The sequence below is a fragment of the Martinezella sp. CNPSo 3957 genome (assembly GCF_057784395.1).
In genome coordinates this window covers 630574-642901 of record NZ_JBXSOU010000002.1, presented here as the reverse complement: position 1 = coordinate 642901, position 12328 = coordinate 630574, and the positions used below count along the sequence as shown (strand labels likewise).

Sequence of the window (12328 nt, the reverse complement as noted above, 5' to 3'; positions counted from 1 at the left end):
CTCATTGCTTGCCGAGAAACCGCCTGGGATCATAAGTGTCCGAGCGGCCGGCGGTGAGAGCCGATACGAGATCGGCCAGAGATAATAGATTGTGAACGGGACGGAATTCGTCAACATGCGGCAGCATCGCTTTTACACCGCGCGCTCGAGCCTCGAAACCCTCGAACCGCAGGAGCGGATTGAGCCAGATCAGCCGCCGACAGGAGCGATGCAGGCGATCCATCTCCGCACTGAGCAATTCCACGCCTTCGCGCTCCAGCCCATCGGTGATCAACAGCACGATCGCGCCCTGCCCGAGCACCCGGCGCGCCCATAGCCTGTTGAACTCCTTCAGCGTCTCGCCGATCCGCGTTCCCCCCGACCAGTCGCGCACAACAGCCGCACATTCGTCCAGTGCCTGATCGGGGTCCTTGTGGCGCATTGCCCTGGTCACGTTGGTCAGGCGCGTTCCGAACAGAAATGTATGAACACGCCGCCGCCGCTCGGTCAGCACGTGCAGGAAATGCAGGAAGATGCGCGTGTACTGGCTCATCGAGCCGGAGATATCGGCCAACACGACCAGCGGCGGCTGAATTTCCTTCGGCCGTCGAAAGCGTGGCAGGATCAGCGCCCCTCCCGTGCGCAAGGCCGAGCGCATCGTCGCGCGTGGATCGACCTTGGCCGCGGTGCGTGACGGTGTGAAACGGCGCGTACGCACGCGGTCCAGCGGCAGTTGCAGCTTCCCCAGCTCCTTCTTGGCGACGGCAATCTCCGCCGCCGACATCTGGGCGAAATCCAGATGGCGCAGTACCTCACCGCCGGAGCTGGTAAATCGCGAATCTATTTCGATATCAGGCGCCTCGCGCTGCGGACGTCGTTCGTCACGGTCACTGAGCAAGGCATCGCTTGCCCGGCTCTCGCCCGGCTTCGGTTTTTCCTTCTGCCGGTGGTCGGGTACAACGGGCGACATCATCGCAATCATCTTGGCGACGAGATCGCGCGAGCGCCAGAATAGCCGGAACGCCTCATCGAACACGGCAAGATCCTCATGCCGCTTGACGAAGACGGAGCACAAGGCAGCGTGGAACTCCTCGCGTGAACCGATGCCGATCGCTTCGACCGCCTCGATGGCATCGGCAATCGCCCCAGGGCCGATCTTCAGCCCGGCCTTGCGCAGCGCTCGGCCGAACAGCACGATATTATCGGCAAGACGCCCGTCACCGGGCGGTGACGGCGCAACGACGATGCCATCCTGCGCGCCCGGCTCCATGGCTCATCCCGCCGCCAGCAGTTCGGATTTGACTTCGTCCAACACACGCTTGCCTTCGGCGCCCTGAATACGGGCGATATCGTCCTGATATTTCAGCAAAGTGCCCAGCGTATCCGAAACGGTCTCCGGATCGAGCGCCAGCCGATCGAGTTCCGTTAGGGCGGTAGCCCAGTCAATCGTCTCGGCGACGCCTGGATTCTTGAAGAGATCGAGCGTGCGCAGCTTCTGCACATAGGCGACAATCTGGCGCGACAGCGCTTCATTGCAGCCGGGCACCTTGCGGCGGATGATCTTAAGCTCCTGCTCGGCCTCAGGATAATCGACCCAATGATAGAGACAGCGCCGTTTCAAGGCGTCATGGACTTCACGCGTCCTGTTGGTGGTGATGATGACGATGGGCGGTTCGGCGGCCCGGATGGTCCCGAGCTCCGGCACCGTCACCTGAAAATCGGACAGCACCTCTAGCAGGAATGCCTCGAAAGCCTCATCGGTACGATCCAGTTCATCGATCAGGAAGACCGGCGCCCGACCGCCAACGGTCGACAACGCCTGCAGCACCGGCCGGCGGATCAGATAGCGCTCGGAAAAGATATCGGCCTCGATACGATCCCGATCGGTGAGGCCGGACGCTTCCGCGAGGCGGATTTCCAGCATTTGCGCCGGATAGTTCCATTCATAGACGGCCGACGAGACATCCAGTCCTTCATAGCACTGTAGACGGATGAGCGGCCGGTCGAGCGCTTTCGCCAGGACCTTGGCGATTTCCGTTTTGCCGACGCCGGCCTCGCCCTCCAGAAAGAGCGGCCGCTTCATCTTCAATGCGAGAAAAAGCACGGTGCCGAGCGCGCGTCCGGCCAGATAGTTGTGCGCGCCGAGCAACGCCATCGTCTCATCGATCGAACTCGGCAGCGAAGGTAATGTCTGATCCGCCATGATAACTCCCTTGCAGGGGTTATAGCGTGTGATAGCCCCGGTTCATATAGAGGAGTGCCGGCTTCGGTTCGCTGTAGCGTATGGCCATCACTTCGCCGAAGATGATGTTGTGCGTGGAGGCCTGCTTGATCTCGAGCACGCGGCAATCGAAGGCCGCGAGCGCATCGGCAAGCACCGGCGCACCCGTGGCCAGCGTCTCGAACCTGCCGGCAGCGAAACGTTCATCGACGGTCAGTTGTGTCTTCCCGGAAAAGGCGTCGGCCAGGGCTTGATGATCCGCGCCGAGCGTATTCATGGCGAAGATGCCGCTTTTGAAAAAGATCTCGTTCTTGGCGTTGCTGTTGTTGAGGCAGATCAGAACCGTCGCCGGGCTATCCGACACCGAGCACGCGGCTGTGATCGTCACGCCACGGCGCTCCGCGCCGAGCGCCGTCGTCACCAGTTGCACATGCCCCGCAAAACGACTCATGGCATCGCGATAAAGCGCCGGGTCCATACGTTGCCTGTCTAGCACCACCGTCTCCCTTTGTTGAGGCGTGCTTGCCCGCCATTCAATATGACGATCAGATGTTAGCTTTTCTACAATAGCATTATTGAAAACAGAGTGATTTTGCTGCTTTTTCTTTGACGATGCCCTGCAGACGGATAAATAGGGCAGGAAAATTGTCCGGGATACTCCATCGATGAACGTTCTGCGCCGCCTTCCGCTCCTGTTTGCGCTGCTTTCGGCAGCCGGCAGCAGCTATGCCGCAGGAATTCACATCGGCGTCGTGGCACCGCAGGACGGTAATTTCGCAGCGCTCGGGGCAGAGATAATAGCCGGCGCAAATTTCCAGATCCAGGCCCAAAAGGATACGGCAACTGTCGTCAACGAGCCTTGTACGGAGGATGGCGGCCGGGCCGCCGCTGAAGCTCTGGTGGCTGCCAAAGCACAAGTCGCAATCGGCTTTCTCTGCACAGAAACTCTCGAGGGCGCGCTGCCGCGCCTCAAGGATGCCGGCATTCCCGTCATCACCGTTTCCGTTCGCTCGCGCATTCTCATGGAAGATGCGTTGAAGAACGGCTGGCCCCTGTTCCGCCTCGCTCCGGTCGATAGCGCCGAGGCGGCCGTGGCAATCGATACCATTCTGAAGAACTGGGCGGCAGAGCCGATGGCGCTGATCGATGACGGCACGATACACGGCCGCGAACTGGTCGGCGCGATCCGCAACGCGCTTGAGGAAAAAGGTCTGAAGCCTGTTTTCACCGATACCTATCGTCCCGGACAGGACCAACAGATCGCCCTCGTGCGACGCCTGAAGAAGGCAGGGGCAACACGCGTCTTCGTCGGCGGCGATCGCAGCGATGTCGCCGTGATCGCCCGCGACGCGAAGAGCGAGAACATCCAGCTGGTCCTGATGGGCGGCGATGCCATGCGCGCCGCAGATCAGCCCCTGCCCCTGCTGGAGGGCGTGCAGGCAATTGCGCTACCCGACTATGCCAGCCTGCCGGCAGCCCAGCCCACTGTGCAGGCGATGCGCGCAGGTGGCATCGAACCTGACGGATATATCCTACCGGCTGCAGCAGCGGCTCAGATTGCCAGCCAGGCAGCCGACGGCGCCAAGGCGGACAATAAGCCCGTTGCCGAAAAGTTCGTGGGGACAGTTTTCCAGACGGTGATCGGACAAATCTCATTCGGACAAAACCACGAATTGACCGAAAACCCCTATCGCCTGCTGGAATGGCGTGGCAACGCCTTCGTGCCGGTGACGCCATCGAACTGATGGCAAGCTGTTCTGGCGGTTGTTTGCCCGTTGCAGCGGTGCTAATCCAGGCGCGAAATAATCAGTTGGAGCTCAGCCACCCATGACCTTGCCGATCCGTATTGCCCCTTCCATTCTCGCCGCCGACTTCGCCAAGCTCGGGCAGGAAGTCAAGGATGTGACCGAAGCCGGCGCCGACTGGATCCATCTCGATGTCATGGACGGCCATTTCGTGCCGAACATCTCCTTCGGCGCCGATGTCATCAAGGCGCTGCGCCCTTACACGACAGCCACTTTCGACTGCCATCTGATGATCTCGCCGGCCGATCCCTATCTGGAAGCCTTCGCCAAGGCCGGATGCGATCGCATCACGGTCCATGCAGAAGCCGGCGTGCATCTGCATCGCTCGCTGCAGACCATCCGTCATCTCGGCAAAAAGGTCGGTGTCACCCTCAATCCGGCAACGCCGCTTTCCGTGCTGGAAAACGTCCTCGACGATATCGACCTGATCCTGATCATGTCAGTCAATCCGGGCTTCGGCGGCCAGAAGTTCATCCCTGCCATGGCTGATAAAATCCGCAGCGCCAAGTCCCTGATCGGTGATCGTCCGATCGAATTGGAAGTTGATGGCGGCGTCTCGGTTGAAACAGCCCCTCTGATCACCGCTTCCGGTGCCAACGTCCTTGTTGCTGGTTCGGCGATCTTCAAAGGCGAATCGGTCGACGCCTACCGTCAGACGGTAGGCGATCTCCGGGCGGCCGCCGAACGAGGCCGCGTTGGATCAAACTAATCCAACCAATGTTCTAATAGCGACGGACCGGGGACGGACCGTCGCCTCGCATTGCTTGGAAGTCTTCGCTGGCGCGGTCGGCTGGGGCGCGGCCATGGCCGCCTCGGCACTTGTCACCCTCTATTTTCGCAATGGCCTTCTGACCAGCCACATCACCGCCCTCACCCTCATCTACTTCTTCGGCGGCGCCCTCGCCTGGCCCATCCTTGTGCCGCTCACCCGGCGTTTTGCCCGCCAGCGGCCGACCGGCGCGCGTTTTGCCGCCTTCTTTCTGGCCCTCTCCATCGGCACCGCGGCGATGACGGCCTTCCTTTTCGCCATGGACTATCGCTGGTTCTATTCGCGCTGGCATGCGCCATTCGGCTCGCTTATCTGGATCTTCCAGTTCCTGTTCACCGGCGCCAGCGCCGTCTACCAGTTCGCCGTCCTCGGCCTTACCCTGTTTTTGCCGCTCGGCCTGCTATGCCTGATCGTTGTTTCGGCCTATCTTGCGCGGCAGAGAGATTGAGGCCCTGAAACATTGTGCCCATGAAACATTGTGATTGCCGCCCGTCTTTGTTATGGGGGCGCCGAGTTCTCCCTTTCCGTCAGCCAAGAAAGCTTTGAGCCTATGATCCCGCGCTACTCCCGACCGGAAATGGTCGCCATCTGGTCTCCCGAAACCAAGTTCCGTATCTGGTTCGAGATCGAGGCCCATGCCTGTGACGCGCTGGCCGCTCTCGGCGTCATTCCGAAGTCTGCAGCCGACACCATCTGGGAAAAGGGTGGCAAGGCCACGTTCGACGTCGCCCGTATCGACGAGATCGAGGCCGTCACTAAGCACGACGTCATCGCCTTCCTGACGCATCTGGCCGAAATCGTCGGGCCGGACGCCCGTTTCGTGCACCAGGGCATGACCTCCTCCGACGTGCTCGATACCTGCTTCAACGTCCAGCTCGTGCGCGCCAGCGACCTGCTCATCGCCGATATCGACAAGCTGCTGGAAGCCCTGAAGCGCCGTGCCTTCGAGCATAAGGACACCGTCACCATCGGCCGCTCGCACGGCATCCACGCCGAACCCACCACCTTCGGCGTCAAGCTGGCGCTCGCCTATGCCGAATTCGAGCGCTGCAGGCAGCGCCTGATCGCCGCGCGCGAGGAAGTCGCCACCTGCGCGATCTCCGGCGCCGTCGGCACCTTCGCCAATATCGATCCGCGCGTCGAGGAGCATGTCGCCGCCGCCCTGGGCCTGAAGCCCGAGCCGGTCTCGACCCAGGTCATCCCACGCGACCGTCATGCGATGTTCTTCGCTACACTCGGCGTCGTCGCCTCTTCGATCGAGCGCCTCGCCACCGAAATCCGCCATCTGCAGCGCACGGAAGTTCTGGAAGCCGAAGAATATTTCTCACCGGGCCAGAAGGGCTCTTCCGCCATGCCGCACAAGCGCAATCCGGTGCTGACGGAAAACCTGACGGGCCTCGCCCGCATGGTTCGCTCCTATTCGATCCCGGCCATGGAAAATGTCGCTCTCTGGCATGAGCGCGATATCTCGCACTCCTCCGTCGAGCGCATGATCGGCCCGGACGCGACCGTCACGCTCGATTTCGCGCTGGCCCGCATCACCAGCGTCATCGACAAGCTTCTCGTCTACCCGGACAATATGATGAAGAATCTGAACAAGTTCCGCGGGCTTGTTCATTCACAGCGCGTGCTGCTGGCGCTGACCCAGGCCGGCGTCTCCCGCGAGGATTCCTATCGGCTCGTCCAGCGCAACGCCATGAAGGTTTGGGAGGAAGGCAAGGACTTCCTCGAGGAATTGCTGGCCGACCAGGAAGTGCGTGCGGCTCTCTCGGAAGCAGATATCCGCGAAAAATTCGACCTTGGCTATCACACCAAGCATGTCGACACGATCTTCAAGCGGGTTTTCGGCTAGAGTTTTCCGTTTCCGGTTTTGCTTTGCTTGAGGCGGTGCGGCTGACGCGCCGCCTCTTTCTGTTGTTGGCGGCTGTGGCCGCGATAGCGCGGTCACACTCGATGCTCTCGCCAGCCTTGTCCTGATGTTGTTCAGGTTCGCGCTTCGCCGCCTTTTCGACCAGCCGGTCGAGGTGCTTCAAATCCTCTTCGTCAAGATTCTCGATCCCGACAAAGCGGTTCTCGGCCGCGCTCGTCAGGATCAGTTCGTTGAGCTTGGCCTGGATGGCTCGCGTATCGCGCGTCTGTGCATTCTGGAGCAGAAAAACCATCAGGAAGGTGACGATCGTCGTGCTGGTGTTGATGACCAGCTGCCATGTGTCGGAGTAACCGAAGATTGGCCCGGTGGCTCCCCAAAGAACCACCGAAAGCAGCGCCAGCACGAAAATGACCGGCTTGCCAGTCCATTCCGAAACCACAACTGCGAAACGGGTGAAAATATGGGTAAGTCGCACCATGATCCGCATCTCCTTGTGACGCGGATCAACGTCAAAAACCGCGCCGCGGTTCCAACAATAGCGGCCTGCCTCCTAAGCCGGTCCTCCTAATCTTCAGCTACGATCAGCTTGCGATAGAGATGCCAGGAGGCATGGCCTAGGATCGGCATGACGACTGCCAGACCCGCAAAGATCGGAATGGTGCCGACAACCAGCAGCGCCGCCACTATTAGCCCCCAAACCGCAATCGGCACCGGATTGATCAGCGTCGCCCGTATACTTGCATCGATCGCCGCGACGACCCCGACGTCACGGTCCAGCAGCAGCTGGAAAGTAACGACCGTGGTCGTCAGTGCGACGAGTGCAAAGATAAACCCGATCAGATCGCCCCAAAGCATCATCGCCATACCTTCGCGCGTCGTCAGAACGCTCGATACGAAAGATGAAAGCGTCGGGGAAACACCGTCGCCAAAATAGAAGAAGTAGATATTCTGCGCCACGACGAGCCAGACGATGAACAGGCCGAACAGCATGAGGCCGGCGACGATGATCGACGGCAAGGCTGACGAGAAGCGCACGTCGAACGCATGGCTCCACGACGTATCCAGCCCCTTTTCCCGCCGCCTGCTGATCTCGTAGAGACCGATCGCGGCCAAGGGTCCGAGCAGGGCAAAACCGGACATCAGCGGAAACAGCAGTGGCAGCAGATTTTGGTCGGTGCTCCATATCGCCAGGGCAATGCCAGCAATCGGATACATCAGGCACAGGAAGACATAATGCGATGGTTTTTCGCTGAAATCGTCCAGTCCCATTTTCAGGGCATCGACGAGATCGGCGATAGCGATCTTACGGATGGCCGGACGCTTAAAAGTGTGGTCTGCTCCAGCCATGACGTGAAAGGCCGTCATAATGCTCTCCTCCTCAACCGTAGCGCTCGGTTGGCGGTGCAAGATGGCGGCAAAACGGGTCACCGACATCGTCATTCGCTACCGGCAGCGGTAATCATAGCAAATTTTGCCGCAATTGTCGCCTTTTTCCCTTGACAGTTGGGCTCCCCTTTTCCACATCGGCGAAATCATGAAAGCCTCCGACGCAAACATCCTCATCATCCCCGGCTATACGAATTCCGGCCCCGACCACTGGCAGACCCGTTGGGAGCAGAAGCTCTCGACCGCGCGGCGCGTGGAACAGGCTGAATGGTCGAAGCCCGTGCGCGACGATTGGGTGGCCCGCATTGCGGAAGAAGTGAATGCCTCGGACAAGCCCGTCGTGCTGGTCGCGCATTCCCTCGGCGTTCCCTCGGTGATCCATGCAATCCCGCATTTCCGAAACAAGGTCGCAGGCGCCTTCCTGGTCGCGCCGCCGGATGTCGCCAATCCTGGCATCCGGCCAAAGCATCTGATGACCTTCGGTCCCTACCCGCGCGATCCCCTGCCGTTCCCGTCGATCACGATTGCCAGCCGCAACGATCCCTTCGGCACCTATGAGCATGCCGACGATATTGCCAACAGCTGGGGCTCGCTACTGATCGACGCAGGCGAATCCGGCCATATCAATACCGAATCCGGTCACGGCCCCTGGCCGGAAGGCACAATGGTCTTTTCGAAGTTTCTCAGCCAGCTGAAGCCGTAGTATTATTGCTGACTGACGATGAATAGAGGCATGCCTCGCCTTACTAGCCTGTGAAGTACCCGGCACCTTCATTCCATCGTCAGATAAAAACCTGTAAAACAGGTCATGACTGGACCCCGAATCTGGCATTGGCACCCCGCCGAGGCCGGAATTCCGAGGAAGGAGGCGCAGGCGGATTGTGAATTCGCTTCTTATCCGTTATGGGGACGCCCACATACGATCCACTTGCGCTGTCCCATGAGCGCCAAAGACAGAGAAGAATACCAATGAACCGTCGCCGCCGTATTTACGAGGGCAAGGCCAAGATCCTTTACGAGGGGCCTGAGCCGGGCACGCTGATCCAGTTCTTCAAGGACGACGCCACCGCCTTCAACAAGAAGAAGCACGAAGTCATCGATGGCAAGGGTGTTCTGAACAATCGCATCTGCGAATATATCTTCAGCCATCTGAACAAGATCGGCATTCCCACCCATTTCATCCGCCGCCTCAACATGCGCGAGCAGCTGATCAAGGAAGTGGAGATGATTCCGCTCGAGATCGTCGTGCGCAACGTCGCCGCCGGCTCGCTCGCAAAGCGCCTCGGCATCGAGGAAGGCGTGGTCCTGCCCCGCTCGATCATCGAATTCTACTATAAGTCCGATGCGCTCGAAGATCCGATGGTCTCCGAAGAGCACATCACCGCCTTCGGCTGGGCCAATCCGGCCGAGCTCGATGACATTATGGCGCTCGCCATCCGCGTGAACGACTTCATGACCGGCCTTTTTCTCGGCGTCGGCATCCAGCTCGTCGATTTCAAGATCGAATGCGGCCGCCTGTTCGAAGGCGACATGATGCGCATCATCCTCGCCGACGAAATCTCGCCGGACTCTTGCCGTCTCTGGGACATCGAAACCCACGAAAAGATGGACAAGGACCGCTTCCGTCGCGACATGGGCGGCCTGCTCGAAGCCTATTCGGAAGTGGCGCGCCGCCTCGGCATCATCAATGAAAACGAACCCGTGCGCGGCACGGGCCCGGTTCTCGTCAAGTAAGTTCAGAAAGGACAATCGTGATCAAGGCTCGTGTAACCGTCACGCTGAAGAACGGCGTTCTCGATCCGCAGGGCAAGGCAATCGAAGGCGCGCTTGGCGCACTCGGCTTTGACGGCGTCCATCAGGTCCGCCAGGGCAAGGTCTTCGATCTCGAGCTTGAAGGCACCGACAAGAACAAGGCCGAAGCCGATCTGAAGGCCATGTGCGAGAAGCTTCTCGCCAATACGGTCATCGAGAATTTCAGCATTTCGATCGACTGATTGTCCTCTTTCGCGAGCCATCCTTCCTTTGTTTAAGACAATGAAGTATGGCTCACGAAGCACATTCCAGCGATTACTCGTCGCCTATTGCGGGAACAGCATCATGAAATCAGCAGTCGTCCAACTCCCCGGCCTCAATCGCGATCGCGACATGATCGCGGCGCTGACCAAGATTTCCGGCCATGCGCCCGTGACGGTCTGGCAGACGGAGACCGAAATCCCGGATGTTGACCTGATCGTCATTCCCGGCGGCTTTTCCTACGGCGATTATCTGCGCTGCGGCGCGATCGCCGCCCGCATGCCGATTATGCAGGCGATTAGAGACAAGGCCGACAAGGGCGTCAAGGTTTTGGGCGTCTGCAACGGTTTCCAGATCCTGCTCGAAGCCGGCATGCTGCCGGGCGCGCTGATGCGCAACGCCTCGCTGAAATTCGTCTGCCGCGAAGTGAAGCTGGAAGTCGTCAATGCCGAAACGGACTTCACGGCCGCCTATGCCAAGGGTCAGATCATCCGCAGCCCGGTCGCACATCACGACGGCAACTATTTCGCCGATGCCGAAACGCTGAAGGCAATCGAAGACAATGGCCAGGTGGTCTTCCGCTATGCCGAAGGCACCAACCCGAACGGCTCGGTCAACGACATCGCCGGTGTCATGAACGCCAAGGGCAATGTGCTTGGCATGATGCCACATCCAGAAAATCTGATCGAGGCAGCCCATGGCGGTAGCGATGGCCGTGGCCTCTTTGCGTCCGCGCTTGGCGTGATCGCGGCCTGATAGGCCAGCCCGCTATCAGAACCATAAAATCGGCGTTTTTGGATCGAACAGCAGGGCGCCGGAATGCGACCCGGCAGACCAGCCCCACCGCCTTATTGGAAAGAGATTGATGCGCCCTCGCCTCCTGACAGGACTTTACTCCGCCGCCGCTATCGCGATGCTTGGGTTATTGGTCACCTCTTGCGGCCCGCGCCCGCCGAGCATCATTGCGACCGATCATAGCGCCCTGTCGACGATGGAACGCATCATGCTCAACGCCAATGCATGCTGGTTCAAGTCTTCGGATCCGGCGTTTGCCAGCTATCAGCTCGCTCCCGAGCTCAATTCCTTTACCGGTCGCCCGCGCATCCTCGTGGTCGACAAGAAGCATCCGACCGGCAGGCCATCGCTCGTTGTGCAGGCGGAAGGCAATCCCGCACAGCTGCAGGCTTTCGGTCCGATGATGTCAGGCGCCTCCGGCGGCCGCATCACCGGCGACGTCAATCGCTGGGCTGGGGGATCGAAGGCCTGCAGCTAAGCCGCAAGCCTTAGGTTTATCTGTTTCAAGCTATCCCGCAGCCGACGCATGACGTGCCCTTAATCTTAGGGATCATTGTCCACGTGCCCACTTCTTGCGATCGGAAGGGACAGGCTGTCGTCGGAGGCCGTCATTTCAGCGGCAAAAACAGTTCCGCGACCGTTTCATGTTCCGCCACCTCCGGGAAGAAGGCTAGCCGCTGGCAATAGATCGGGAAGTCCCGCGCTTCCTCGCCGCTGGCTGGAAGCCAGTCGCGATAAAGATAGAGCGCGGCTGGCTCCAGATTGTCGGTGTTGCCGACCACACGCAGGACCGCGCAGCGCCCGCCGGGGATCTCACCGACGGTGATCTCCTCGCCGTTCGTCTCGATCGGCTGGTCGGTCCCGACACAGAGGTCCATGCTATAATCCGCTGGCGACGCGGGGCGCCGCTCGGAACGCCAGACATTGAAGGTCGGATTTGTCTTCGGAGGCAGGCCAGCGGCCTTACGCCACGCGATGAACCGCTTGATGGTGGTGCCGATCGTCGCCGGGTCGCCCCGATGCTCCATGATCGCTACCGGCGTCACCGGCACCTCGCGGATTGTTACGTCGTCAAAGGTAAAGGTCTTCTGCATGAGCGTGCTCCTTGCGTTGTCGAAAGGCCCTAAGGCCGCAAGCCACGGCTCCCAGTCCGGAGACTTTCGGAACGACGAAGGCGATTGCCCGAACCTTTGCCGAAAGGCGCGGGCGAAGGCGTCCGGTGCGTCATAGCCGGCATCCATCGCTATGTCCGTGACGCTTTGGTCGTCCGTGTAGGCCAACCGGTGCGACGCACGTTTCAGGCGGGCAAGCTGGATATAGCGATGTGCGGACAACCCGAAGGTCGCCGTAAATTGCCGATGGAAATGGAACTTCGAAAAGGCCGCAATATCGCTCACCGTTTCCAAGTCCAGATCACTGTCAAGATGCCGGTCGATGTGGTCCAGCACTCGCAGCATTCGTGCCCGATAGTTGTGAAGCGCCGTCTTCAT

Annotated in this window: 15 protein-coding genes; 9 read left to right on the top strand and 6 right to left on the bottom strand. The window is 60.0% G+C overall.

Annotated elements, in window-relative coordinates:
* Position 1: 1 nt before the first annotated feature.
* The 3 genes from AC13QE_RS08270 to AC13QE_RS08260 are packed head-to-tail and all read right to left on the bottom strand — an operon-like array spanning position 2 to position 2696.
* On the bottom strand, positions 2 to 1249 hold the full coding sequence (locus tag AC13QE_RS08270; protein ID WP_488483303.1) for a vWA domain-containing protein: 1248 nt from the start codon (positions 1247 to 1249) through the stop codon (positions 2 to 4).
* 3 nt (positions 1250 to 1252) lie between these two features.
* On the bottom strand, positions 1253 to 2182 hold the full coding sequence (locus tag AC13QE_RS08265; RefSeq protein WP_488483302.1) for an AAA family ATPase: 930 nt from the start codon (positions 2180 to 2182) through the stop codon (positions 1253 to 1255).
* A 19-nt stretch (positions 2183 to 2201) separates the two neighbouring features.
* A complete protein-coding gene (locus AC13QE_RS08260; RefSeq protein WP_132716759.1) occupies positions 2202 to 2696 on the bottom strand; it encodes a flavin reductase in 495 nt (164 codons plus the stop codon).
* Between the two features lie 169 nt (positions 2697 to 2865).
* Here AC13QE_RS08260 and AC13QE_RS08255 point away from each other — a divergent pair, with 169 nt between their 5' ends.
* The 4 genes from AC13QE_RS08255 (at position 2866) to purB (ending at position 6626) form a co-directional block, all read left to right on the top strand.
* On the top strand, positions 2866 to 3945 hold the full coding sequence (locus AC13QE_RS08255; RefSeq protein ID WP_488483301.1) for an ABC transporter substrate-binding protein: 1080 nt from the start codon (positions 2866 to 2868) through the stop codon (positions 3943 to 3945).
* 82 nt (positions 3946 to 4027) lie between these two features.
* A complete protein-coding gene (gene rpe, locus AC13QE_RS08250; RefSeq protein WP_112334753.1) occupies positions 4028 to 4714 on the top strand; it encodes a ribulose-phosphate 3-epimerase in 687 nt (228 codons plus the stop codon).
* Positions 4701 to 5222: a hypothetical protein gene (locus AC13QE_RS08245; RefSeq protein ID WP_488483300.1), complete on the top strand. Its 522-nt coding sequence runs from the start codon at positions 4701 to 4703 to the stop codon at positions 5220 to 5222. The genes rpe and AC13QE_RS08245 overlap by 14 nt, the downstream gene beginning before the upstream one ends.
* Positions 5223 to 5324: 102 nt before the next feature.
* Entirely contained in the window at positions 5325 to 6626 is a 1302-nt protein-coding gene (purB, locus tag AC13QE_RS08240; protein ID WP_488483299.1) for an adenylosuccinate lyase, read from the top strand.
* Here the strand turns inward: purB and AC13QE_RS08235 are convergent.
* Together AC13QE_RS08235 and AC13QE_RS08230 are read right to left on the bottom strand one after the other, a co-directional pair.
* Entirely contained in the window at positions 6607 to 7122 is a 516-nt protein-coding gene (locus AC13QE_RS08235) for a low affinity iron permease family protein (protein ID WP_488483298.1), read from the bottom strand. The two genes, purB and AC13QE_RS08235, sit on opposite strands and share 20 nt — an antisense overlap.
* Before the next feature lie 86 nt (positions 7123 to 7208).
* Complete coding sequence (locus AC13QE_RS08230; RefSeq protein ID WP_488483297.1) at positions 7209 to 8009, bottom strand: DUF2189 domain-containing protein; 801 nt, start codon at positions 8007 to 8009, stop codon at positions 7209 to 7211.
* A 169-nt stretch (positions 8010 to 8178) separates the two neighbouring features.
* Between AC13QE_RS08230 and AC13QE_RS08225 the strand changes: the two genes are divergently transcribed.
* The 5 genes from AC13QE_RS08225 (at position 8179) to AC13QE_RS08205 (ending at position 11316) form a co-directional block, all read left to right on the top strand.
* Positions 8179 to 8733, top strand: coding sequence for an RBBP9/YdeN family alpha/beta hydrolase (locus tag AC13QE_RS08225; protein WP_092716524.1), 555 nt, complete (start codon positions 8179 to 8181; stop codon positions 8731 to 8733).
* 266 nt (positions 8734 to 8999) lie between these two features.
* Entirely contained in the window at positions 9000 to 9764 is a 765-nt protein-coding gene (purC, locus tag AC13QE_RS08220) for a phosphoribosylaminoimidazolesuccinocarboxamide synthase (RefSeq protein ID WP_015340039.1), read from the top strand.
* Positions 9765 to 9781: 17 nt separating this feature from the next.
* On the top strand, positions 9782 to 10024 hold the full coding sequence (purS, locus tag AC13QE_RS08215; protein WP_069613006.1) for a phosphoribosylformylglycinamidine synthase subunit PurS: 243 nt from the start codon (positions 9782 to 9784) through the stop codon (positions 10022 to 10024).
* A gap of 103 nt (positions 10025 to 10127) precedes the next feature.
* Positions 10128 to 10799 (top strand): phosphoribosylformylglycinamidine synthase subunit PurQ, encoded by a 672-nt coding sequence (gene purQ, locus AC13QE_RS08210; RefSeq protein ID WP_488483296.1) that lies wholly within the window; start codon positions 10128 to 10130, stop codon positions 10797 to 10799.
* 109 nt (positions 10800 to 10908) lie between these two features.
* Positions 10909 to 11316: a hypothetical protein gene (locus AC13QE_RS08205; protein WP_132716766.1), complete on the top strand. Its 408-nt coding sequence runs from the start codon at positions 10909 to 10911 to the stop codon at positions 11314 to 11316.
* Positions 11317 to 11446: 130 nt separating this feature from the next.
* Here AC13QE_RS08205 and AC13QE_RS08200 read toward each other — a convergent pair whose 3' ends face one another.
* Positions 11447 to 12328, bottom strand: coding sequence for an AraC family transcriptional regulator (locus AC13QE_RS08200; RefSeq protein WP_488483295.1), 882 nt, complete (start codon positions 12326 to 12328; stop codon positions 11447 to 11449).